Annotated in this window: 20 protein-coding genes and 1 pseudogene; 18 read left to right on the forward strand and 3 right to left on the reverse strand. The window is 71.0% G+C overall.

The genetic code is table 11. The annotated features are described in order from the left end of the window. Positions 1-56: 56 nt before the first annotated feature. Genes HL658_RS13995 through HL658_RS14010 form a run of 4 tightly spaced genes read left to right on the forward strand, consistent with a single transcriptional unit; the run spans position 57 to position 3,217 of the window. Positions 57-434, forward strand: coding sequence for a hypothetical protein (locus tag HL658_RS13995; protein WP_180282710.1), 378 nt, complete (start codon positions 57-59; stop codon positions 432-434). Continuing rightward, on the forward strand, positions 431-754 hold the full coding sequence (locus tag HL658_RS14000) for a hypothetical protein (RefSeq protein ID WP_180282711.1): 324 nt from the start codon (positions 431-433) through the stop codon (positions 752-754). The genes HL658_RS13995 and HL658_RS14000 overlap by 4 nt, the downstream gene beginning before the upstream one ends. Next, positions 747-1,082, forward strand: coding sequence for a YtxH domain-containing protein (locus HL658_RS14005; RefSeq protein WP_180282712.1), 336 nt, complete (start codon positions 747-749; stop codon positions 1,080-1,082). Before HL658_RS14000 ends, HL658_RS14005 begins: the two co-directional genes overlap by 8 nt. Further along, entirely contained in the window at positions 1,079-3,217 is a 2,139-nt protein-coding gene (locus HL658_RS14010; protein WP_180282713.1) for a heavy metal translocating P-type ATPase, read from the forward strand. Before HL658_RS14005 ends, HL658_RS14010 begins: the two co-directional genes overlap by 4 nt. A gap of 9 nt (positions 3,218-3,226) precedes the next feature. On the opposite strand, the gene HL658_RS14015 is transcribed toward HL658_RS14010, so the two are convergent. Continuing rightward, positions 3,227-4,111 (reverse strand): amidohydrolase family protein, encoded by an 885-nt coding sequence (locus tag HL658_RS14015; RefSeq protein WP_180282714.1) that lies wholly within the window; start codon positions 4,109-4,111, stop codon positions 3,227-3,229. A 200-nt stretch (positions 4,112-4,311) separates the two neighbouring features. Here HL658_RS14015 and HL658_RS14020 point away from each other — a divergent pair, with 200 nt between their 5' ends. The 7 genes and pseudogenes from HL658_RS14020 to HL658_RS14050 all read left to right on the forward strand — a co-directional run bounded on the left by HL658_RS14020 (position 4,312) and on the right by HL658_RS14050 (position 12,891). Then, positions 4,312-5,916, forward strand: coding sequence for a sulfatase-like hydrolase/transferase (locus HL658_RS14020; RefSeq protein WP_180282715.1), 1,605 nt, complete (start codon positions 4,312-4,314; stop codon positions 5,914-5,916). A 25-nt stretch (positions 5,917-5,941) separates the two neighbouring features. Further along, positions 5,942-7,423, forward strand: a complete 1,482-nt coding sequence (locus HL658_RS14025; RefSeq protein ID WP_180282716.1) for an NAD-dependent succinate-semialdehyde dehydrogenase — start codon at positions 5,942-5,944, stop codon at positions 7,421-7,423. Between the two features lie 23 nt (positions 7,424-7,446). Continuing rightward, positions 7,447-9,288, forward strand: a pseudogene (locus HL658_RS14030) (TRAP transporter permease); the annotation flags it as partial. Positions 9,289-9,407: 119 nt separating this feature from the next. Further along, complete coding sequence (locus tag HL658_RS14035) at positions 9,408-10,448, forward strand: TAXI family TRAP transporter solute-binding subunit (protein ID WP_180282718.1); 1,041 nt, start codon at positions 9,408-9,410, stop codon at positions 10,446-10,448. A 43-nt stretch (positions 10,449-10,491) separates the two neighbouring features. After that, positions 10,492-11,724, forward strand: a complete 1,233-nt coding sequence (locus HL658_RS14040; RefSeq protein ID WP_180282719.1) for a DsbA family protein — start codon at positions 10,492-10,494, stop codon at positions 11,722-11,724. Beyond that, positions 11,705-12,571: a hypothetical protein gene (locus HL658_RS14045; protein WP_180282720.1), complete on the forward strand. Its 867-nt coding sequence runs from the start codon at positions 11,705-11,707 to the stop codon at positions 12,569-12,571. The genes HL658_RS14040 and HL658_RS14045 overlap by 20 nt, the downstream gene beginning before the upstream one ends. Then, positions 12,568-12,891, forward strand: a complete 324-nt coding sequence (locus tag HL658_RS14050; RefSeq protein WP_180282721.1) for a YdhR family protein — start codon at positions 12,568-12,570, stop codon at positions 12,889-12,891. The genes HL658_RS14045 and HL658_RS14050 overlap by 4 nt, the downstream gene beginning before the upstream one ends. A gap of 35 nt (positions 12,892-12,926) precedes the next feature. Here HL658_RS14050 and HL658_RS14055 read toward each other — a convergent pair whose 3' ends face one another. Beyond that, positions 12,927-13,862: a LysR family transcriptional regulator gene (locus tag HL658_RS14055; RefSeq protein ID WP_180282722.1), complete on the reverse strand. Its 936-nt coding sequence runs from the start codon at positions 13,860-13,862 to the stop codon at positions 12,927-12,929. A gap of 88 nt (positions 13,863-13,950) precedes the next feature. Between HL658_RS14055 and HL658_RS14060 the strand changes: the two genes are divergently transcribed. Continuing rightward, positions 13,951-14,625, forward strand: coding sequence for a 2-hydroxychromene-2-carboxylate isomerase (locus HL658_RS14060; RefSeq protein WP_180282723.1), 675 nt, complete (start codon positions 13,951-13,953; stop codon positions 14,623-14,625). Next, on the forward strand, positions 14,618-15,877 hold the full coding sequence (locus HL658_RS14065) for a CaiB/BaiF CoA transferase family protein (protein ID WP_180282724.1): 1,260 nt from the start codon (positions 14,618-14,620) through the stop codon (positions 15,875-15,877). The genes HL658_RS14060 and HL658_RS14065 overlap by 8 nt, the downstream gene beginning before the upstream one ends. Here HL658_RS14065 and HL658_RS14070 read toward each other — a convergent pair whose 3' ends face one another. After that, positions 15,878-16,600 (reverse strand): GntR family transcriptional regulator, encoded by a 723-nt coding sequence (locus tag HL658_RS14070; protein WP_180282725.1) that lies wholly within the window; start codon positions 16,598-16,600, stop codon positions 15,878-15,880. It lies immediately after the preceding gene. A 336-nt stretch (positions 16,601-16,936) separates the two neighbouring features. Between HL658_RS14070 and HL658_RS14075 the strand changes: the two genes are divergently transcribed. From HL658_RS14075 to HL658_RS14095, 5 genes are all read left to right on the forward strand, one after another. Then, positions 16,937-18,256, forward strand: a complete 1,320-nt coding sequence (locus HL658_RS14075; RefSeq protein WP_180282726.1) for a Rieske 2Fe-2S domain-containing protein — start codon at positions 16,937-16,939, stop codon at positions 18,254-18,256. Between the two features lie 2 nt (positions 18,257-18,258). Beyond that, complete coding sequence (locus HL658_RS14080) at positions 18,259-19,695, forward strand: glutamine synthetase family protein (protein ID WP_180282727.1); 1,437 nt, start codon at positions 18,259-18,261, stop codon at positions 19,693-19,695. A gap of 38 nt (positions 19,696-19,733) precedes the next feature. Further along, positions 19,734-20,057 (forward strand): 2Fe-2S iron-sulfur cluster-binding protein, encoded by a 324-nt coding sequence (locus HL658_RS14085; protein WP_180282728.1) that lies wholly within the window; start codon positions 19,734-19,736, stop codon positions 20,055-20,057. 3 nt (positions 20,058-20,060) lie between these two features. Next, entirely contained in the window at positions 20,061-21,305 is a 1,245-nt protein-coding gene (locus HL658_RS14090; protein ID WP_180282729.1) for an NAD(P)/FAD-dependent oxidoreductase, read from the forward strand. 95 nt (positions 21,306-21,400) lie between these two features. After that, positions 21,401-22,576: an ABC transporter substrate-binding protein gene (locus HL658_RS14095; RefSeq protein ID WP_180282730.1), complete on the forward strand. Its 1,176-nt coding sequence runs from the start codon at positions 21,401-21,403 to the stop codon at positions 22,574-22,576. The last annotated feature ends 60 nt before the right edge of the window (positions 22,577-22,636 follow it).

Genomic DNA, 22,636 nt, shown 5'->3' on the forward strand with positions numbered 1-22,636 from the left:
CGTCACCGTACGCCGGACGGGGCGGTGATCCCGCCGGCATGGATAAGGAGTCCATCATGTTTCCGCTGATCACCTTCTTCACGGGTGTGATCGCCGGCGCCGTCGGTGTCCGGCTGGTGAAGAACGCCGTGGTATCCAGGGACCGGACGGCCGCCGTCCGGGATGGGGTCGCGGGCGTCGGGGCCACCGTGCAGGCCGGTGCGGGCAAGGCACAGACCGCGGTGCGCGAGGCCACGATCACCAGCCTGCTGGCGATCGAGCGGACCTCGGCCGACCTGCGCTCCCGTCTCATCGTGGCCCCCGCGGACACGCCCGCCGACCCCGCGCAGGCTCCGGCGGAGGATGGGACGGTCGCGGCCCCCGATGCCGCCGTTCCGCCGTCCGCCGCCCCGCCGTCCGCCGCCCCGCCTTCTCCCGCGGCCGGTGCCGCATGAAGCGCCGGGAACGGCTGGCGCTGGCGTCCGGCGGCCGCGTCACCGATTTCACCCGCGGGCTGGTGGCGACCGGCCTGCTCACGGCCGTGCAGGGCCGCTGGACCGAAGGTGGCCGGCCGGACGGGCGGAGGATCCTGCGCCACGCGTTGCAGGGCGGTGCGGCGCTCGCCGCCGCGTCGGCCGCCGCCGACGCCCTGCGCACCCGCGACTACGCCGCCCTCGTGCTGGCGGTGGCCGCCGGAGCGGCTGGCGTGGCCGCCGTCGAACGACTGCTGAACCCGGCGGATGCCCCGCCGCGACATGAGGACAGCCATGGCTAAGAAGACCAAGAAGGCGCTGAAGAAGCAGCAGCGCATGCTGCAGGCCGCGATGGCGGCCAACGGCGGTGGCATGGGGATGGGGCAGGCCCAGGGCCTTCTGGGCGGGCTGGCCGGTCTGTTGCCGGCGCGCGGATCCGAACGCTTCCTGGTCGGTGTCCTGGTCGGGGGGGCGGCGGCCTATCTCCTGTCCGACGAGGAGATGCGCGGCCGTGTCATGAAATCCGGTCTGAAGCTCTACGCCAGCCTGCTCGGCGGGCTCGCCGAAATGAAGGAGCAGGCCGCCGACCTCCAGGCCGAGCTGGAGGCGGAACAGGCCGGAGCGTCATGACCGGGGCCGCGTGGGTCGACGGGCTGGACACGGTCCACCAAGTGCCCGGCCGCGTGCGTCTGCGCTACGCCTTCCGGCCCGGCACACCGTCCGACGAATCCGCCCTGCGGCGGGCCGTGGAAGAGTTGCCGGGAGTCGAGACCGCGCGGGTCAACCGCGCCGCGCGGTCGCTGGTGGTCCGCTTCGACCGCACCGCCACGGACGCCGGGACGCTGTGCCGCGCCATCACGGCCCTGCCGGTCCCCGCCCGGCCGATCTCCGCCCGGACGGCCGGTGCGGCGGCCGACCCGCCGGCGGCGGCGCCGGGCGGTCATGCCGGGTCCGTGGCCGCAAGCCTCGCCACCCTGGTGGGGAGTTTCCTGCTCCCCATGCCGCTGCGCCTGCCGCTGTCGCTGGCTGCGGCGCTGCCGCTGCTGCGCCAGGGGGCCGGCATCTACGCCCGCGACGGCATCAACTCGCATGTGCTCGAGGCTGCCGCGGTGTCCATCTCGCTGGCGCGGAGCGACGTCACGGCGGCCAACACCACCCTCTTCATGCTGGCGCTCGGCGAGTATATGGAGGAGTCCATCGCCCGCCGCTCGGACGAACTGCTGAAGCACCTGCTGCGCCCATCCAGCGACGAGGTGTGGGTCCTGCGCGACGGCGCGGAGACGCTGGTGCCCGTCGGCACCGTCGCTGTGGGGGACAGCGTGGTGGTCGGGGCCGGCGCCGTGATCCCGGTCGACGGCACCGTCCTGGGCGGCGAGGCCACCGTCAACGAGGCGGCCATGACCGGGGAGAGTGCACCGGTCGCCAAGCAGCGCGGCGACGCCGTGCTGTCGGGCACCCTGATGGAGGAGGGGCGGCTCGTCGTCTACGCGGAGCAGGTGGGCAGCCGCACCGCCGCCGCCCGCATCGCCGACTATGTCGAGCAGTCGCTGACCGTGAAGAGCGAGGCGCAGCTCGACGCCGCCCGCCTCGCCGACCGGCTGGTTCCGACCGTCCTCAAGCTCGCCGGCGCGTCCTGGCTGCTGACCGGCAACTGGCGCAGCGCCGCGTCGGTCCTGCAGGCGGACTATTCCTGCGCGCTCAAGCTGGCGACGCCGGTCGCCTTCAAATCGGCGATGTACGCGGCCGGCAAGGCGGGGATCCTCATCAAGGGCGCCAACGCCCTGGAGCGGCTGGCGCAGGCCGACACCGTGGTCTTCGACAAGACCGGCACGCTGACCACCGGCGTCCTCCAGGTCACCGATTCCATCGCCTTCGATCGTGCCTACGGTCCCGACGACCTGATCTGCCTCGCGGCGTCGGTGGAGGAGCATTACTTCCACCCGCTCGCCATGGCGGTCGTCGCCGCCGCCCGTGCGACCCACAACCATCACTTCGATCATCAGGAGGTGAAGTTCATCGTCGCGCATGGGGTGGCGAGCGTCATCGACGGCAAGCGCATCGTCGTCGGCTCGCGCCATTTCATCGAGGACGACGAGGGCATCGACACCTCGGCGCACAGGGCCGAGATCGACCGCCTCCACCGTGATGGCAAGACTCTGCTGTTCATCGGGTTCGGTGGCGTGCTTGTGGGTGTGCTGGCGCTGAAGGACAGCCTGCGCCCGACCAGCGCCGCGACCATCGCCCGTCTGCGGCGGGCCGGGGTGACGCGGGTCCTGATGCTGACCGGCGACCATCGCGACCGCGCCGCCGAGCTGGCCGCGGAGCTGGAGCTCGACGGCTTCCACGCCGACCTGCTGCCCTCCGACAAGGCCCGCATCCTGGAGGACATGAGCCGGGACGGCGCGCGCATCGCCTTCGTCGGCGACGGTATCAACGACGCGCCGGCGCTGGCCGGGGCCCATGTCGGCATCGCCATGCAGAAGGGGGCGGACATCGCCCGCCTGACCGCCGACGTGGCGCTGCTGGAGGACCGCATCGAGCGGGTCGCCGATGCCAAGGAGGCGGCCGACGCCGCCATGGCCCTGATCGACCGCAACTACCGCCTGACGGTCGGCCTGAACACCGCCATCCTCGGCGCCGCGGCGCTGGGCTTCCTGTCCCCGGTCGGCACGGCGGTGCTGCACAACGGCACCACCATCGGCATCCTGCTCAACGCCCTGCGCAGCGCGTCGTCCAGCGGGTCCCCCGGTATCGGCGGCCGGTGACGGCGACCGTCAGAGGTCGAAACCGTACAGACGGCGGGCGTTGCCGGACAGCACGGCATGCCGCGTGTCGGCGTCCGCGGTCCAGTCGTCGAGCAGATCGAGGAGCGCCGCATCGTCCGGCATGGCGGTGTCGATGTGCGGGTGGGGCCAGTCGCTTCCCCACACGGCGCGATCCGCCGCCTCGGCCAGGATGGCGCGGGCGACGGGCGCGACATCCGGATAGGACGGGTCTGCGGATGCGGTCAGCCGATAGGCGCCGGACAGCTTGACCCAGGCACGCCCGCGGCGCAGCAGATCCAGCATCGCCCGGAAGCCCGGATCGTCCGGACCCCGCCCGGCCGGCACATGGCCCATATGGTCGAACACCACCGGAACGGGCAGGAGCGACAGGACCCGCAGGAGGTCCGGACTGGCGCTGACATCCGCCAGCACCTGCAGATGCCAGCCGAGCGGCGCGATCCGGCGGACGAGTTCGTCGAGCGCGTCCCGTGTCAGCCCGCCTTTGAACATCAGGTTGGCGCGCACGCCACGCACGCCGCTGTCATGCATGGCGGTCAAGGTCGACTGGTCGATGTCCGGCGGCACGACGGCCACGCCGCGCCAACGATCCGCCATGGCGCCCAGGGCGTCGAGCATGACCGTGTTGTCGAAGCCGTAGACGCTTGGCTGGACCAGCACCGCGTGCGTTACCCCGAGCGCGTCGAGCATCGCACGGTACTGGGCCAGCGGAGCGGGGGAGGGGGTGTAGGTCCGGGGCGAGGTCAGGCGGCCCGCCGCATCGGCTGGAAAGACGTGCGCGTGGGTATCGACGGCCCCGGCGGGTGCCGGGCGCCGCGGGCGGCCCACGGTCGAGCGCGGCGGTGCGCAGACCGGCGGTGGCTGAATGGAGGGCATTGCTGTCCGTTCCGATGATCCGTCATTCCAGCCATAGCCCCGCGCGATGGCGGGCGGCAAGATCATATCCCATAACGAATCGTTATATCAGATGAGTTGAGATGATATTTGTCTCCCTATGGGCCGGGCCATAGAATGTTGGCCAACAAAACGATCCTGTTCCCAATGCAGCGGAAAGCGAACAGGGTAGGGAGACGCCCGTGCCGAAACAGCCGAACTTTCTACTGTTCATTACGGACCAGATGCGCGCCGACCACCTCGGTTGTTATGGCAACCGGGTAGTGCGCACATCGGCGATCGATGCGATCGCGCGCGGCGGTGTGGCCTTCGATCGCTTCTACGTTGCCAACCCCGCCTGCATGCCGAACCGGGCCGCCATGGTCACCGGCCGCATGCCGTCGGCAAACGGCGTGCGCTGCAACGGCATCCCGCTCAGCCTCACCGCCAACACCTTCATCGACTTGATGCGCCTTCAGGGGTGGCAGACGGCGGCGGTCGGCAAGATCCACCTGCAGACGATGACCGCCTGGCCGCCGGTTCAGCGGCCCGACTACGGCGACCGCCGCGCGCCGCCGGCCGGGCATGGCGATGCCGACCTCATCGACCGCCGCCATCCCGACTACATGCAGGAGGCCAAGGCCCGCTGGGAGACCGACCCGGACCACGATCTGAAGCTGCCCTTCTACGGGTTCGAGCATGTCGATCTGACGGCCATGCACGCCGACGACGTGCACGGCCATTACGGCCGCTGGCTGGCGGCCCGGCACCCCGACCCGAAATCCCTGATCGGCCGGGCCAACAGCCTGCCATTCAAGGGCATTTCCGATTTCCAGGCATGGCGCACGCGGGTGCCGGAGGAGCTGTACTCGACCAGCTACATCGCCGAGCGGACGGAGGCGTTCCTGCGCAGCCATGCCGCCGGTGGGGAGGGGCGGCCGTTCCTGCTGCAATGCTCCTTCAACGACCCCCACCACCCCTTCACGCCGCCCGGCAAATACTTCGACATGTACGACCCGGCGGACATCGAGCTGCCCGCCTCCTTCGCCTCGACGGACGACGAGGTGCCGCCGCCGGTTCGGCTGCTGCGCCGCCTGCGCGACGAGGGCCGCAACGACCGCGAGGGTTGGACCATCAAGGCGGTGGCCGAGAACGACGTGCGGCAGGCCATCGCCCTGACCTACGGCGCCATCACCATGATCGACGACGCCATCGCGCGCATCCTGCGCGTGCTGGAGGAGACCGGGCAGGCCGAGGACACGGTGATCATCTTCACCTCCGACCACGGCGACTTCATGGGCGACCACCAGCTCATCCTCAAGGGACCGCTGCATTACGACGGGCTGGTGCGGGTGCCTTTCATCTGGAACGACCCGCAGACCCGCCAGCGCGGCGGCGAGCGCTCGGCCACGCTGGGCTCCACCATCGACATCGCGTCCACCATCCTGTCCAGGGCCGGTCTCGCCCCCTACCACGACATGCAGGGTGTGGACCTCGCCGCGGCCTCGGGGCCGGAGGGCACTGGCGCCCGCGAGGCGCTGCTGATCGAGGAGGACAACCAGCGCGCCTTCCTCGGCTTCGACCGGACAGTGCGCCTGCGCACCCTGGTCACCGACCGCTGGCGCTTCAGCCTCTACCGCGGCGTGCCGTGGGGCGAGCTGTACGACCTGCGCGACGACCCGACCGAACGCCACAACCTCTGGGATGATCCCGCCGCCCGCCCCGTGCGCGACGAGCTGACCGCGCGGTTGCTGCACACGGTCCTGCATCTCCAGCCCCAGAGCCCCCTTCCGGTCGGTCAGGCCTGACCCCCGCGCCTCGAGGAACACCATCATGACACAGACACACAGTGCCGGCGCGGACGCGGGTGCCGACGGCTACCCGCGCCTGGGCCTGTTCATCGCGGGCGCCTGGAGCGAAGGCACCGGCGGCCGTTCCGAACCCGTGATCAACCCCGCCACCGGCGGCACGCTGGGCCTGCTGCCCCATGCCGGCACGGCCGATCTGGAGCGCGCCGCCACCGCCGCGGCGGCGGCCTTCGAGCGCTGGTCGCGGACCCCGGCGCTGGAGCGCAAGCGCGTCCTCAACCGCGCCGCCGCGCTGCTGCGCCAGCGCATCGACGCCGTCGCCCGCATCCTGACTCTGGAGCAGGGCAAGACGCTGGCCGAAAGCCGGGGCGAGCTTGCCGCCGCCGCCGACATCTTCGAATGGTACGGCGACGAGGCGGTGCGGCTCTATGGCCGGCTCGTTCCGTCGCGGCTGCCGAACACCGAGCACCGGGTGGTGCGGGAGCCGATCGGCCCGGTGGCGGCCTTCTGCCCCTGGAACTTCCCGGCGCTGACCCCGGCGCGCAAGATCGCCGGTGCGCTGGCCGCCGGCTGCAGCATCGTCCTCAAGGCGGCGGAGGAGACGCCCGGCACCGCCATGGCGCTGGTCGAGGCCTGCCGCGACGCCGGACTGCCGGACGGGGTGCTCAATCTGGTGTTCGGCAACCCGGCCGAGGTGTCGGAGTTCCTGATCCCGCACCCGGCCATCGCCAAGGTCAGCTTCACCGGATCCATCCCGGTCGGCCGGCGGCTCGCGGCGATGGCGGCCGACGGGGTCAAGCCCTGCACGCTGGAGCTGGGCGGCCACGCGCCGGTGGTCGTCTACGACGACTGCGACCTCGACGAGGTGGTGCCGATGCTCGCCGGTGCGAAGTACCGCAACGCCGGGCAGGTCTGCATCGCGCCGTCCCGCTTCTTCGTGCATGGCGCCGTCTACGAGCGCTTCATCGACCGCTTCGCCGCGCACGCCGCGGCGATCGCCGTCGGCGACGGGCTCGACCCGGCCACCGGGATGGGGCCGATGGCCAACGCGCGCCGGGTGGCGGCGATGGAGCGGCTGGTCGGCGACGCGCAGGAGCGTGGGCACGCGGTCGTCACCGGCGGAGGCCGCGCCGGCAACCGCGGCTTCTTCTGGCAGCCGACCGTGGTCCGCGCCAGCGACGACGACAGCCTGCTGATGACGGAGGAGCCGTTCGGTCCGGTGGCGCCGATCGCCCGCTTCGACGACGACGCCGACCTCGTCCGCCGCGCCAACCGGCTGCCCTTCGGTCTCGCCGCCTACGCCTTCACCGGGTCGCGCTCCCGCGCCCGCTGGATCGGGCAGGCGCTGAAGGCCGGGATGGTCGGCGTGAACTCGCTGGCGGTCAGCCTCGCGGAGACGCCGTTCGGCGGCGTGAAGCAGAGCGGCTACGGGTCCGAAGGCGGTACGGAAGGGCTCGACAGCTACCTCGTCACCAAGCTCATCACCGAAACCGTGCCCGGACCATGACCATGACGCCCCCCATCACCACCATGCCCGGCGAGCTGATCGAATCCCCGGCACCCGCCGGCCGTCTGGAATGGCTGCTGAACGCGGTGCGCTGGCCGCTGGAGCTGGGCGTGACGCTGGCGGCGATCCTGTTCGCCGGGGTCGGTCTCTACGACGAGGTCTACACGCGCAGCGGCCTCGTGCTCGCCGCCGGCATCATCATCTTGCTTTCCAAGCCGCTCGCCCGCGGCCGCAGTGGTGCCGCGGCGCTGCTGCTCGTCGCCGTGGATCTGGCGATCGGCGCCGGGCTGCTCTACGCCTCCTGGCGCTTCGTCGCCATCCAGGACCTGCTGTTCACCGGTCTCTTCCAACTGGACGACCAGGCGGTGACGGCCGCCTGGATCGGCGTCGCGGCGGTGCTGGAGCTGACCCGCCGTCTGTTCGGACCGGCCTTCGCCATACTGGCGGCGGCGCTCATCGGCTACGCGCTCTACGGCGACCGGCTGCCAGGCGCCCTGCAGACGCTGAACTACTACCCGGAAGAGGTCGCGCGGGTGGTGTGGTTCAGCTTCGACGGTGTCTACGGCCAGATGCTGTCGATCGTGGTCGCCTCGATCCTGATCTACATCGTCTTCGGCACGGTGCTGGAGGCGAGCGGGGCCGGTCAGACGCTGATCCGCGTCGCCTTCGCCCTCAGCGGCGGCTCGCGCGGCGGCCCGGCCTACGCGGCGGTGATCAGCAGCGCCCTGTTCGGGACCATCAGCGGCAGCGTCACCGCGAACGTCGTCGCCACCGGCGTGATGACCATCCCGCTCGCCAAGAAGCGGGGCTTCCCGGCGCGCTTCGCCGGCGCCGTCGAGGCCGCGGCCTCCTCCGCCGGCCAGTTCACACCGCCCGTCATGGGGGCGGTTGCCTTCATCATGGCCGACCTGACCGGGGTGCCATACCTGACGGTCTGCCTGATGGCGACGCTGCCGGCGCTGCTCTATTTCGCCGGACTGATCGCCGCCATCGCGGTGGAGGCCGACCGGCTCGGGCTGAAGGCCGATCCGGGCGACGTGCGTGTCCGCGACCTGCGCTGGTCCGACCTGCCCGGCGTGCTGGTGTTCCTGATACCGCTGGTGCTGATCGTCGGGGTGATCCTGGCCGGGCGGTCGCAAGCGCAGTCCGGGCTGATCGCCGTCCTGGTGACGCTGGTGCTGTCGGCGGTGCTCCTGCCGGGCGTGCGGCGGCAGCCGCGGCTCCTGCTCGACGGGCTGCGCCGGGGCGGCGAGGCGGCGGCCCAGATCGTCATGGCCGTCGCCGCCGTGGGTATCATCGTCGGCATCCTCACCCTGACCGGCCTCGGCACCAGCTTCGCCGGCCTGCTGGGGGGGCTGGGCAGCGACAGCCTGATCCTCGGCCTGATCGCGGCCATGGTCGGCTGCCTGATCCTGGGCATGGGCATGCCGACGGTCCCCGCCTATCTGGTGATCATCCTGGTGCTGGGACCCGGCCTGTCGCGGCTGGGGGTGGAGACGCCGATCATCCACCTGTTCGTCATCTATTTCGCCGTGCTCTCCAGCCTGACGCCGCCGGTGGCGCTGGCCGCCTTCGCCGCGGCGCCCATCGCCGGGGCCAACCCGATCGCGGTCGGCGTCACCTCGGTGCGGATCGCGCTGGGCGGCTTCCTGATCCCCTTCGCCTTCGTCTTCCATCCCTCGCTGACGCTGACCGGCGACATTTCCCTGCTCGACCTCGCCTGGGCGGTCGGCGGCGTGGTGCTGGCGATGTGGCTGCTGACGACCGCGGTCGCCGGCCATTCCACGGCACGCATTGCCTGGTGGTCGCGGCTGCTCCGCCCGGTGCTGGCGGTGGCGGTCATCCAGACCGACCCCTTGTGGGCCATCGCCGCCTTCGTCGGCAGCGGCGCCCTGATCTATGCCGAGGACTGGAAACGCATGGCCTGACGATCGCCGACCCGCCACCACGCCAAGCAACCAGAACAACACTGAGGAGACGCCCCATGACCATCACCGCGCGGTTCGCCCGCCGCGTTGCCGCGACCGCCGCCGGCCTCGCCCTGGCGCTCGGCGTCACCGCCGTCACCCCCGCCGCCGCCAAGGACATGCTGCGCATGTCCACACTGGGCTTCGGCAGCTCGCCCTATGTGGTGTTGAGCACCTTCGCCAACATCATCAATGAGAAGATGTCCGACCGGGTGCGGATCGAGATCAATGCCACCGGGGCGGCGACCGAGCACATGGTCGATGCGGCGCGCGGCCGGGTCGCCCTCTTCACAATGTCGCCGACCATGTACGCGGCGATGAAGGAGGGCGTGCAGATGTTCGCCGGCGTGCCCAAGGCGCCGGAGATGGCCGGCCAACTCGGGGTGATCTTCAACTTCCCGGCCGGCGTCTATCACATCGTCACCTACGCCGACAGCGGCATCAAGAGCCTGGACGACCTGAAGGGCAAGACCGTCTTTCTCGGCCCGCCGGGCGGGGCCACGACCCAGGCCATGATGGATCTGGTGGAAGGCGCCACCGGGCTGGTGCCGAAGAAGGACTTCAACGTCGTCAACCTCGGCTGGAACGCCGCGCACCAGGCCTTCCAGGACCGCCAGATCGACGCCGCCGTCTTCCTCGCCAACCTGCCGTCGGCCGCGGTCCAGCAGATCGCCGCCACCAGCGAGATCCGGCTCCTCGGGATCGAGCCGCGCCACATGGCCCGCGACAGCGAGAAGTTGAAGGCCGCCATCGCGCGCCCGGGCAGCGTCATCATCGACATCCCCGCCGGCACCTATGGCAAGGGGCAGGTGAACACCGGACGGGTGATGGCCGCCGGGGTCGTCGTCGGGCTCGCCACCCGCCTCAACATGGACGAACAGCTCGTCCACGACATGACCAAGCTGTGGTGGGAAAACCTTGGCGAGGCGCAGAAGGTGGCGCCGTGGATGCAGTCCGTGACCCTCCAGGGCGCGACCGACCAGCTGAACGCGCCGCTGCACCCCGGCGCCGCCCGGTATTACCGCGAGCGCGGGCTGGCCGTACCGGCCGGCAAATAGCACCGCGACCAGCCCTCCTTCGTCCCGACGATCCAGGCCCGCCATGCACGCGACCCGTGACCCGGCCCTTCTCACCGTCTTCCACCGGGCCGACGACCCGTGGAGCCTGCTGCTGCTCCAGGCGCTGCCACGGCTGTCGGAGATCCATTCCGTCGCCTTCCGCTTCGTGACCGTCCCGTTGGCGGGGCCGGACCATGTGCCGCGCCCGGCCATGCTGATGGCGAACGGCCTGCGCGACGCGGTGGATCTCGCCCGCCACCATCCGCTCGTCTTCCCGCGGCGGCCGGTGGCGCCCGACGCCGGCAGCGTGGCGCTCGCCACCCGGATGCTGCTCGCCCAGCCCGACCCGCGCAGCTATCTGGACTGCGCCCTGGCGCTCGGGCAGGCGCTGTTTGCGGGTGACGCCGCCGCGGTCGCCGACCTCTGCAAGAGCCGTGCCCTGCCGACGCCGGAGGAGGCCGACGCGATGCTGGCCGAGGCCGGGCGGGCGCAGCGGCGCCTCGGCCATTACCACTCGGGGATGATCCTGTTCGAGGGTGGCTGGTACTGGGGGATCGACCGGCTGTACCACCTGGAACAGGCGCTCATCGCGCTCGGGCACCGGCGGCCGACCGGCGTGCCCGGCTGCCTTCCGCTGCGTGACGATCCCGAGCTGCCGGATGTGGGCGGGCCCGAGCGGGACGCGGACGGCACCGCTGTGCTGCGCTACTACTGCTCCTTCCGCAGCCCCTACGCCTACATCGCCGCCGACCGCGCCTTCGCGCTCGCCCGCCGCTACCGGGTGCGCGTCGATCCGCGGCTGATCATCCCCATGAAGATGGCCGGCTTCGCCATCCCGGCGGAGAAGGCGGGGTATTTCCGCTTCGACTGCGCGCGGGAGGGGCTGCGGCACGGTGTGCGCTTCGGCCGCTTCACCGATCCCTTCGGCGACGGGCTGCGCCGGGCCATGGCGATCGTCCCCCACGCGATGCGTACGGGCAAGGGGGAGGCGTACATCCTGTCGGTGATGCGCGGCGTGTGGGCCGACGGGCTCGACACCGCGCGCGACGACGACCTCGCGCGGATGTGCGGACGGGCCGGGCTCGATCCTGCCGCCGCCATGCGGCACGCCGATCCGTCCGCCGATCTCGGCTGGGCCGACCGCCACCGGGAGGAGCTGGCGCAGCACCAGCAGTACGCGGCGCCCGTCTTCGTGATCGGCGACTACATGACCTGGGGGCAGGACCGCCTGCCCATCCTCGAACGGGTGCTGGACCATGCCGTCGGCCGGCGCTGAAGCCACGCCCCGGCCGCTGCCGCCGGAAATTCCCGACGACGGGCTGGCGCCGCCGGCCATCGCCGCCGTCTACGACGACATCCGGGCCACCACGGGCAATCCCATCGTCAACCTCGTCTTCCGCCGGCTGGCGGCGGAGGACGTACTTCTCGACCGGGTGTGGTCCGCCCTGCGGCCCCATTACGCGGACGGGACGCTGGACGCCTTGGCCGGCGGGTTGCTGGACCGGCTGGACGCCGCCCTCCCGGCGGCGCCGGCCGGCCTCGTCCATCCCCTCGGGGGCGTGGACGAGGCCGGGTGGCCGGCGGTGCGGGCGCTGGTCCGCGGCTATCTCGTCAACAACGCGCGCAACCTGATCGCAACCCGGCTGGTCCTCGTCGACGACCTCCGGAGCGGCGGCGCCGCCGCCACCGCGCCGCTGGACCGCTGGCTGCCGCCGGTGGCGGTGGTGGTGGCGATGCCCCCGTTCCCCGACCCCGGGTCGCCGCTGCACCGGCGGATCGCCACCCTCAACCGGCTGGGGGATGCGCCCGAGCCGGTGGAGACGGCCAGCCTGTGGCGGCATCTCGCCCACTGGCCGGCGCTGCTCGACGCGATCGCCGTGCACCCGCCGCTGCTCGACGCCGCCCCGGCCCTCGCCGGGCTGCGCGACCGGGCGCTCGGCTGGGCCGGCGACGCGGCCGCCGGGCTGCCACGCCCGGCCGCCACCCCGGCGGAACGCGCCCGGCTCCGCACGCTCGTCGGCCCGCTGGCCGAGATCACCATCCCCAAAATGCTGCCGATCGGCCTGCTGCTCGATCGCGCGCCGCCGCCACCCCGATCCGACCGCGAAGGACCGCAATCATGATCACCGTCATCTCCCGCTTCCCCCTGCCCGCCGGCCTCGACGTCGACACGCTGACCGCGAGGTTCGTCGACAGCGTGCCCCGCTACCAGGCGGTGCCGGGGCTGGAGCGCAAATACTACTACCGCACGGAGGACAACCACGGTGGCGGCGTCTACCTGTTCCGCGACCGTGCCAGCGCCGAGGCCTTCTTCACGGACGACTTCGTCAAGGACCTGGAGACCCGTTACGGCCAGCCGGTCACCGTGACCTGGCTGCCGACGCTGGTGACGCTCGACACCGCCGACGGCACCGTGCGGCGGGTGAGTTCCGCGGAGATGTGACTCACGAGGGTGGGACCATCGGCCGGGCCGCCGCGTCAGGGCTTGGCAAGCCCGGCGAGGGTCATGCTTTCCCGCGTGCGCTGCTGCAACAGCTCGACCGCCATGTCGCGCACGCGGGCAAGGGCGGCCCCGCCCGCGGCACCGGCCCGCTCCGCCCAGGCCCAGACCCGCTGAACCTCGGGATCAACGAGCCGGGCGAAGGAGATGTCGTCACGTTCGAGCGCCGCGGCGAAGGCGATGGGCGCCAGGATCGCGAAGCCGTCGCGCCGCAGCACGCCGTGAAGGATCTCGCCGACCACGTCCAGCTCGTAGCGGATGGTGAGGTCGACCCCCTGCACCAGAGCCGCCTGGAGGATGATCTGATGAAGAGCGTTCTGCCGCGACGGCAGGATCAGCGGGTAGTCGGCCAGGCGGGCGACCGGCACCTCGGTTCCCGGCGGGAAGGCGTCGCGCGGGCCGACGAGGCACAGCGGTTCCACCGTGATCGGCCGGGCGATGATCCGCGGGTGGTGCTGGTTGCCGAACAGGATGGCCGCGTCCAGCCGCCCCTCGGCCAGCCATTCGGCCAGGAAGACGCTCATGCCCTCGGCCAGCCTCAGGGAGATCCGTGGCGCGCGCTCGCCGATCCGGGACATCAGCACGTGGGAGAGGATCGGGCTGACCGTCATCGGCAGGCCGAGGGTGATCGCCCCCGCCGTCTCTTCCGGCCGCAGCCCGTCGCGCAGGCGGGCCATGGCCGCCAGCACGTCCTGCGCGCGGGCAAGCACGAGCTGGCCGTCCGCCGTCAGTTCCGCACCGCGGCCGGTCCGGCGCAGCAACTGACAGTTGAGGGCTTCCTCCAGCCGTCGGACCTGATTGCTGAGCGCGGGCTGCGCCACATTCAGCACCTGGGCGGCGCGGGTGAAGCTGCGCGCCTCGGCGACCGCGATGAAGTACCGCAATTGGCGGATGTCGATCGAATCCGTGAGCATGGTTGAACCCGCTGCATCGCCCGGTCGTCGGCGCCCGCCGTCCCCATCCATCATCCCCGGCCGGCACCGGCCCCTGGAGTAGCACGCTATGAGCTTGAGTTTCGACGTATTTTGGTCCTTCCGCAGCCCTTACAGCTATCTGGTCACCAAGCGGCTGGTGCGGCTGGTGGAGGAGTGGGACGTGACCGCGGTGATCCGGCCGGTCCGCCCCCTGGCGGTGCGCACGCCGGACCATTTCGTCCGGATGGACCCGCTCTGGCGCCCCTACCTGTTCCTCGACACCAAGCGCACCGCCGACTATCTGGGGCTTCCCTTCGCCCGTCCGCGGCCCGACCCGATCATCCAGGATCCGCAGACCAACGTCATCGCGGCGGAGCAGCCCTACATCCAGAACCTGACCCATCTCGGCATCGCCGCCTGCCGGATGGGCCGGGGTCTGGCCTACATCGACCATGTCGGCAGCATGCTGTGGGACGGCACCGTCGTCGGCTGGGACCAGGGGGACCATCTCGCCCGCGCGGCGGCGGCGGCCGGTCTCGACCATGACCGCCTGCAGGCCATGGTGGACGACGACCGCGACGGCTGCGAGGCCGAGCTGCAGGCCAACGAGGCGGCCCTGCGCGCCGCCGGGCACTGGGGCGTCCCGACCTTCGTGTTCGAGGGCGAGCCGTTCTTCGGCCAGGACCATCTGGATGTCCTGCTCTGGCGCCTGCGCCGGCACGGGACGGCGCGGCGCTCGTCGGGGGAGGCGGTCGATGGCTGAGACGTTGCCCGAAACGGCCCCTCCGCCCCTTGACGGCGTGCTGGTGCTCGACCTGTCGCGGGTGCTCGCCGGCCCGCTGGCCGCGCAGACGCTGGGCGATCTCGGTGCCACCGTGGTCAAGATCGAGAATCCCGATGGCGGCGACGACACGCGCGGCTGGGGCCCCCCCTATTTCGGGGACGAGGCGGCCTATTATCTGGCCTTCAACCGCAACAAGCGGTCGGTCGCCGTCAACCTCAAATCCCCCGACGGGGTCGCCCTTGTCCGCCGGCTTGCCGAACGTGCCGACGTGCTGATCGAGAACCAGCGGCTGGGCACGCTGGAGCGCATGGGGCTGGGGGTGGAGGCGCTGCGGGCGCTCAACCCGCGGCTGATCTACGCCAGCGTGTCCGGCTACGGCCGCACCGGCCCGCGCGCGGCGGAGCCCGGCTACGACTTCGTCATCCAGGCCGAAAGCGGGCTGATGGCGATCACCGGCGAGCGCGACGGCGGGCCGCAGAAGGTCGGCCTGCCGATCAGCGACATCATCACCGGCCTCACCCTCGGCCAGTCCATCCTGGCGGCCCTCTACGCCCGCGGGCGTGACGGGCTGGGCCAGCACATCGACATGGCGCTGCTGGAGGCGCAGATGGCGGTTCTGGGCAATGTCGGCCAGGGCGCCCTGATCACCGGGCGGGAGGCGGCGCGCTACGGCAACGCCCACCCCAACATCGTGCCTTACCGCGTCTTCCAGGCCGCCGACGGGCCCATCGTCATCGCCTGCGGCAACGAGCGTCAGTACCGGGCGCTGTGCGTCGGCGTGCTGGAGCGGCCGGACCTGGTGTCGGACGAGCGGTTCGTCACCAACGACCGCCGCGTGCGCAACCGGGATGTGCTGGAACCGCTGCTCGACGGGCTGCTGGCCGCCCGTCCGGCCGAGGACTGGCTGTTGCGGCTGCGGAAGCATGACATTCCGTCCGGTCGGCCGCGCGGCGTGCTGGAAGCGTTGACCGCGCCGGAAGCCGAGGCCCGGGGCGTGGTGCAGCGCGGAGACGGCCGGCCGCCGCTCTTGCGGAGCCCGCACCGTCTGTCCCGGACGCCGGTTCGCGAATCCGCGGAACCGCCGCGGCGGCTGGGTGCGGACACCGCGGTGATTCTGGGGGACCTGTTGGGCCTGTCCGACGGCGAGCTCGAACGGCTGGCCGCCTGCGGTGCGATCCGCATCGACGAGGAAGTGCATCGGCACGGTCAGACGCGCGCCGGATCGACCTGATCAGCGCCGGATCAGCCGGATGGCGGGCATGATGTCCGAGTAGTCCTGCGAGCGCTCGAAGGCGCTGCGCAGGTTCATGCGCGCGATCTCGATGTGCTCCATCGCCACCGCCTGCGCCCGCGCACCCTCCCGCTTCTCGATCGCCTGCAGGATGACGTGGTGCTGATAGTGGGTGATCTGGAGCCATCGCCGGCCGTCGCCGGTCGAGGTGTGCATGGGCAGCGTGGCGCTGGCCGACGCGAAGGGCAGGCGGTCGTTCACCTCGATCGCGCGGGCCAGGGCGTCGTTGCCGGCGAACTCGATGATCAGCTTGTGGAAGCGGTCGTTCATATCGACGTAATCGGCGTAGCCGTCGATGGTCAGTTCCGGCTCCGCCAGCGCCTTGTCGCCTTGGGCCAAGCAGTCGTGCAGCTCGTCGGACATCGGGCGGGTCATTCCGATCTCGGCGAGAAGCCGCGCCGCCGTGCCTTCGAGCACGCCACGCACGACGATCGCGTCGTCCAGCTCCTTGCGGGTGAAGCTGCGCATGACGTAGCCGCCGCTGGGCGATGATTCGACCAGCCCCTCCTGCTCCAGCGTCGCGAAGGCCAGCCGCACCGGCGTGCGGGAGGCGCCCAGCCGCTCGGCGATGGGGATTTCCGCAAGCCGCTCGCCCGGCGCGAACTCCCCCTTCAGGATGAGATCGCGCAGCTGCACGAGAATCCGGGACTGTTGAGACCGCATGACGCTCCACCTGGGGCCTTTTTTGCGATCACAGTAGCGCATTCCACCGCGGTTGCCACCGTGATAATCACGCTGCATGCAATTGGGTCACGATGACCGATGCTTAGGTATGCAAACCATCCCGAAACCCTGCCGGCAAATCACATAGATCGCTGAAATCCCGAATGATTTTGGAAGGGCGCTTGGTTCCGGCCACGGCCCGGCGTTGGTTTTCATCGACCGGCCCGCCATTCCCCGTTGACACTGCATGCAATGCGTGGAACTCTGCATGCCGCAGCGTCGAGCGCAGACAACCCGGCCCCAAGGGCCGTCCGCCGCAGGTTTCGGGAGACCGCCGTGATCAGTCAGAAGCAGAACGACCTCTACACCCGTGTCGGACCCGGCACGCCCTGCGGCACGCTCCTGCGGCGGTACTGGCAGCCGGTGGCCCTGGTCGATGAGTTCGCGGGCAAGCGCCAGGTGAAGGCGGTGCGGCTTCTTGGCGAGAACTTCGTTCTCTTCCGGGACGCGGCCGGACGTTACGGCATGCTCGACCGCGATTGCCCGCACCGCAACGCCGACCTGTCCTTCGGCCGGCTGGAGCATGGTGGGCTGCGCTGCCCGTTCCACGGCTGGCTGTTCGACGCCGACGGCAACTGCCTGGAAACCCCGGCGGAGCCGGTCGGCAGCACGCTGTGCAAGAAGGTGCGGCAGAAGGCCTACCCCACCGAGGTCCGCTCCGGCGTCGTCTTCGCCTACATCGGGCCGGGCACGCCGCCGGCCTTCCCGGAGCTGGACTGCTTCGCCGCACCGGACTCCCACACCTTCGCCTTCAAGGGGCTGTGGGAGTGCAACTGGCTCCAGTCGCTGGAGGTCGGCATGGACCCCGCGCACGCCTCGTTCCTGCACCGCTTCTTCGAGGACGAGGACCCGGAGGCCAGCTACGGCAAGCAGTTCCGCTCGACCACCTTCGACACCGACCTGCCGATCACCCGCGTGCTGCGCGAGTACGACCGGCCGGAGATCGGCGTCACCCCGGTGGACCACGGGCTGCGCCTGACCACCCTGCGCCGCATCGACGAGGCGCAGACCCATGTGCGCGTCACCAACATCGTCTTCCCGCAGGCCTTCGTGATCCCCATGAGCCCGGAGGTGACGATCTCGCAGTGGCATGTGCCGGTGGATGACCACAACAATTTCTGGTTCACCATCTTCACCAGCTTCACCGGCCCCATCGACAAGGCGACGATGCGCGAGCAGCGCCTCGCCACCTACCCGGAGCCGGATTACCGCCCGATCCGCAACCGCTCCAACAGCTGGGGCTACGACCCGGACGAGCAGAAGGCCGCGACCTTCCTGGGCATGGGGTTCGACATCAACATCCACGACCAGTGGGCCTGTGAATCGCAGGGTCCGATCCAGGACCGCACCCGCGAGCATCTCGGCACCAGCGACAAGGGCATCATCGCCTACCGCCGCATGCTGTCCCGCGAGCTGGAGCGGGTGGAGAAGGGCGAACGGCCGCTGATGTGCCTCACCCCGGAGGAGGCACCCGCGATGCGCGGCCCGGTCAGCTACGACGGTGTCGACCGCTCCGGCGACGTCGAGCGCTACTGGCGCGAGGGCGATGCCAAGCGCCGCGCCGACGCCCCCTGGGGCGGCAAGGTCGAGGCGTGACCATGGCCGATCCGGTTGACCGTCCCGGCCCGTGGAGCGCGGAGCAGGAACAGGCGGCGCTGCGGCTGGTCGCGGAGATCGACGCCGGCCGCATCGAGGTCGTCCGCTTCCTTTTCGCCGACCAGCATGGCGTGCTCCGGGGCAAGGCGCTCGTCGGCGCCGCTGCGTCCAAGGCCCTCCGGCGCGGCGTCAGCCTGACGACCACGCTGATCGCCAAGGACACCTCGCACCGCACCGTCTTCCCTGTCTTCACCACGGGCGGCGGTTTCGACATGCCGCAGATGCAGGGCGCCTCCGACCTGCTGCTGGTGCCGGACCCGTCCACTTGGCGGGCGCTGCCCTGGGCGCCGAACAACGCCTGGATTCTGTGCGACCTGCACTTCCCCGACGGCACGCCGGTATCCTTCTGCTCGCGGCGGGTGGCGCGCCGGGCGCTCGGGGGCCTCGCCGCCGAGGGGGTGTCGCTCACCGCCGGACTGGAGGTGGAATTCCACCTGTTCCGCGTTCCCGACCGCAACATCCGGCCCGACCAGTCGGGACAGCCGGGCATGCCGCCGGAGTTCGGCCTGCTGTCCACCGGCGCCCAATATCTGACCGAAGTCACCTACGACGCGGTCGAGCCGGTGATGGAGATCTTCCGCCGGCAGCTGCTCGCCCTCGGGCTGCCCCTGGCGTCGATGGAGGTGGAGTTCGGGCCGAGCCAGTTCGAGTTCACCTTCGCCCCGACCCAGGGCATCGACACCGCCGACAACATGGTGCTGTTCCGCACGGCGATGAAGGAGATCGCCCGGCGCCACGGGTTGCACGCCACCTTCATGTGCCGGCCCCGGATGCCCAACGCCGCGTCCAGCGGCTGGCACCTGCACCAGTCGCTGACCGGGCCGGACGGCCGCAACCTGTTCGTTCCGGAGGCGGGGGAGGGCGACCTGTCGGCCATCGGCCGCCACTATCTGGCCGGGCTGCTGGCGCACGCGCCGGGTGCCGCGGTGATGGCCGCCCCCACCATCAACGCCTACAAGCGCTACCGCGCCTATTCGCTGGCGCCCGATCGCGTGGTGTGGGCGCGCGACAACCGGGGCGCCATGATCCGCATGATCGGCGGGGCAGGGGACCCGGCCACCCGGCTGGAGAACCGCGTCGGCGAGCCGGCGGCCAACCCGTACCTGTATCTGGCGTCGCAGGCGGTCTCCGGCCTGGACGGGCTTCGGCGGCGGCTCGATCCCGGTCCGGCCGCCGATGTTCCCTACGAGGCGCCGGGCCCCGTCCTGCCGCGCACGCTGGGGGAGGCGGTCGCCGCGCTGCGCGCCGATCCCGTACTGGCCGAGGGCTTCGGCGAGGGGTTCGTCGATTACTACGCGCGCATCAAGGAGGCGGAAATCCGCCGCTTCGAATCCGAGGTGTCGGAGTGGGAGCACCGCGAATATTTCGATCTCTTCTGACCGCCCGCCACTCACCAGACCACAAGGACGCCTCTTCCATGACGGACGTGACATTCATTCTGCGGGACGGATCGAGGGAGGTCGTCGACATCGCCGAGGGCATGTCGGTCATGCAGGGCGCGATCCTCAACGACGTCAGGGGCATCGACGGCGAGTGCGGCGGCTGCCTGTCCTGCGCCACCTGCCATGTCTACGTGGAATCGCTGGAGGCCGGGGAGCTGCCGCCGATGGGCGAGGACGAGAACGGGCTGCTCGACGGCGTCGCGGCGGAGCGGCGGCCCAACAGCCGGCTGGGCTGCCAGCTTCTGGCCGCGCCGGGCCTGAAGGGTCTGGTGGTCCGTGTTCCCGAGCGGCAGGTCTGAGCGATGACCGGGCGGCTGGTCGTCGTCGGCGCCTCCTACGCGGGAACGCAGCTCGCCTTCTCCGCCCGCGACCACGGCTTCGCCGGTGAGGTCGTGATGCTGGGGGAGGAGGCGCGGATGCCCTACCAGCGTCCGCCCCTGTCGAAGGCGTATCTGCAGGGAAAGATGGCGCCGCCCGCGATGCTGCTGCGCGCGGAGGCGGCGTTCCGGCGGGCCGCCATCGAGCTGCGGCTGGGCGAGCGGGCGGTCGCCATCAACCGCGCCGCGCGGGAGGTCGTGCTGGCCGACGGCCGCCGTCTCGCATACACCAAATTGGCGCTGACGACGGGCGCGCGGGTGCGCCGGCTGTCCGTGTCCGGCCAGAATCTGGCCGGCATCCATCACCTGCGGGATATGGGCGATGCCGACGCCCTGGCAGCCGCGGCGGCGACGGCGCGCCGGGCGGTGGTGATCGGCGGCGGCTTCATCGGGCTGGAGGTGGCCGCCTCCCTGCGCACCCTCGGGCTCGAGGTCGTGGTGGTCGAGCCGCTCGACCGGCTGCTGAAGCGCTGCTTCCCGCCCCTGCTGTCGGACTGGACGCTGGCGCTCCACCGGCGGCACGGCGTCGATGTGCGGCTCGGCGCCACGGTGGCCGCCATCCTGGGCGACGCCGGGCGGGTGTGCGGCGTACATCTCGGCAGCGGGGACGAGATCGCCGGCGACCTCGTCGTCGTCGGGGTGGGGGTGGACGCGAACGACGAGCTGGCGCGCGACGCGGGCTTGCGCACCGACCGCGGCATCGTCGTCGACGCGCACGGCATGACCAGCGACCCGTCCATCGCCGCCGCGGGCGACTGCACGGCGCGTCTCGACCTGGAAGGGTCGCAGCCGGGTGGCGGACTGATCCGCATCCAATCGGTGCAGAACGCCACGGAGCAGGCACGCGCCGCCGGCGCCACCCTCGCCGGGACCCCGACCCTGCATCTCGTCCAGCCCTGGTTCTGGTCCGACCAGTACGACGCCAAGTTCCAGATGGTGGGGCATGGCAGCCCGGATGACGAGATCGTTCTGCGCGGCGACCCGGAAAGCGGGAAGTTCTCGCTCTTCCACTTCCGCGACAGGCGCCTCGTGGCGGTCGATTCCGTCGGAGCGATCCGGGACCACATGACCGCGCGCAAGCTCCTGGCGCATGGCACGGAGCTTGCTGCGCATCAGGCCGGCGACGCCGGGATCGACCTTGAGAGTTTCTGCCGCGCCGCGTCCCGCTAGGGGGCGACCCTGCGGGGGGCGGCACCGACCGCGGCCTTTCGAACGAACAAAGCCCGCGTCCATCCCGGATCGGAGCGAAACAGGAGAGGGTGTCTATGGGACGTTCAGCGCGCATCGTCGCCGCGGCCTTCGTCGCGTTCGGCGTGTCATCGGCGGCGTGGGCCGACGAGAAGCCCGTGAAGATCGGCGTCATCGCCTCCTATTCCGGCCCCTACGCGGATTACGGGCGGCAGTTCGACACCGGCATCGCCCTGTACCTGAAGGAGCATGACGGCAAGCTGGCCGGGCGGCCGGTGGAGATCGTGCGCAAGGACGCGCCGGGCGCCGCCCCCGATCTCGCCAAACGGCTGGCCCAGGAGCTGGTCGTCAAGGACAAGGTGAACGTCTTCGCCGGGCTCGATTTCAGCCCGAACGCCTTCGCGGTGGGCGCCATCGCCAAGGAGGCGAAGATCCCCGCCATCGTGATGAACGCCTCGTCGTCGGCCATCACCACCAACTCGCCCTATGTGGCGCGGGTGTCCTTCACGGTCGAGCAGGTGTCCGACCCGATGGCGCGCTGGGCGGCCAAGCAGGGCATCAAGAAGGTCTACACGGTGGTCGCCGACTACGGCCCCGGCAAGGATTCCGAGACCGCCTTCGAGAAGGCCTTCGTGGCCGCCGGCGGGACCATCGTGGGCAAGGTGCGCACGCCGCTGTCCAACCCCGACTTCTCCGCCTATGTCCAGCGCATCAAGGACGAGAAGCCGGAAGCCGTCTTCTTCTTCTTCCCCTCCGGCGTCCTGCCGCCGGCCTTCCTGAAGACCGCGGCGGAGCGCGGGTTGCAGGAGGCGGGCATCAAGCTCATCGCCACCGGCGAGGCGACCGACGACAGCTATCTGGCGGCGACCGGCGACGTGGCGCTGGGGCTGATCACCAGCCACCACTATTCGCGGGTGCACGAGTCGGAGAAGAACAAGGCGTTCTTCGCCGCGGCCAAGGCGCTGGCCGGCAACGATCTGGTGCCGAGCTACTTCGCGGTGGCCGCCTATGACGGGATGGCGGCGCTGGATCTGGCGCTGCGCAAGACCGGCGGCGACCTGGACGGCGCGAAGATCATGGAGGCGCTGAAGGGCCTGGCGTTCGAGAGCCCGCGCGGCCCCATCGAGATCGACGCCGAGACGCGCGACATCGTCCAGACCGTCTACATCCGCCGCACCGAGCGGGTGAACGGCGAGCTGGCGAATGTGGAGTTCGACCGCTTCGACCGCGTCCGCGATCCGGGCAAGCCGTAACCGCCGTTCCGGCGGGCGGGGGCGCCTTGCGCGCCTCTCCCCGCGGCACGGGTCAACAGG

The organism is Azospirillum oleiclasticum, assembly GCF_013423485.1.
In the GTDB taxonomy this organism is placed as follows: domain Bacteria; phylum Pseudomonadota; class Alphaproteobacteria; order Azospirillales; family Azospirillaceae; genus Azospirillum; species Azospirillum oleiclasticum.

Coding starts and splice junctions, on each gene's coding strand:
- HL658_RS14080 (WP_180282727.1), top strand. CDS start 18,259: ATGGCCGATCCGGTTGACCGTCCCGGCCCGTGGAGCGCGGAGCAGGAA.
- HL658_RS14055 (WP_180282722.1), bottom strand. CDS start 13,862: ATGCTCACGGATTCGATCGACATCCGCCAATTGCGGTACTTCATCGCG.
- HL658_RS14015 (WP_180282714.1), bottom strand. CDS start 4,111: ATGCCCTCCATTCAGCCACCGCCGGTCTGCGCACCGCCGCGCTCGACC.
- HL658_RS14000 (WP_180282711.1), top strand. CDS start 431: ATGAAGCGCCGGGAACGGCTGGCGCTGGCGTCCGGCGGCCGCGTCACC.
- HL658_RS14025 (WP_180282716.1), top strand. CDS start 5,942: ATGACACAGACACACAGTGCCGGCGCGGACGCGGGTGCCGACGGCTAC.
- HL658_RS14060 (WP_180282723.1), top strand. CDS start 13,951: ATGAGCTTGAGTTTCGACGTATTTTGGTCCTTCCGCAGCCCTTACAGC.
- HL658_RS14040 (WP_180282719.1), top strand. CDS start 10,492: ATGCACGCGACCCGTGACCCGGCCCTTCTCACCGTCTTCCACCGGGCC.
- HL658_RS14050 (WP_180282721.1), top strand. CDS start 12,568: ATGATCACCGTCATCTCCCGCTTCCCCCTGCCCGCCGGCCTCGACGTC.
- HL658_RS13995 (WP_180282710.1), top strand. CDS start 57: ATGTTTCCGCTGATCACCTTCTTCACGGGTGTGATCGCCGGCGCCGTC.
- HL658_RS14070 (WP_180282725.1), bottom strand. CDS start 16,600: ATGCGGTCTCAACAGTCCCGGATTCTCGTGCAGCTGCGCGATCTCATC.
- HL658_RS14045 (WP_180282720.1), top strand. CDS start 11,705: ATGCCGTCGGCCGGCGCTGAAGCCACGCCCCGGCCGCTGCCGCCGGAA.
- HL658_RS14010 (WP_180282713.1), top strand. CDS start 1,079: ATGACCGGGGCCGCGTGGGTCGACGGGCTGGACACGGTCCACCAAGTG.
- HL658_RS14090 (WP_180282729.1), top strand. CDS start 20,061: ATGACCGGGCGGCTGGTCGTCGTCGGCGCCTCCTACGCGGGAACGCAG.
- HL658_RS14005 (WP_180282712.1), top strand. CDS start 747: ATGGCTAAGAAGACCAAGAAGGCGCTGAAGAAGCAGCAGCGCATGCTG.
- HL658_RS14085 (WP_180282728.1), top strand. CDS start 19,734: ATGACGGACGTGACATTCATTCTGCGGGACGGATCGAGGGAGGTCGTC.
- HL658_RS14035 (WP_180282718.1), top strand. CDS start 9,408: ATGACCATCACCGCGCGGTTCGCCCGCCGCGTTGCCGCGACCGCCGCC.
- HL658_RS14065 (WP_180282724.1), top strand. CDS start 14,618: ATGGCTGAGACGTTGCCCGAAACGGCCCCTCCGCCCCTTGACGGCGTG.
- HL658_RS14095 (WP_180282730.1), top strand. CDS start 21,401: ATGGGACGTTCAGCGCGCATCGTCGCCGCGGCCTTCGTCGCGTTCGGC.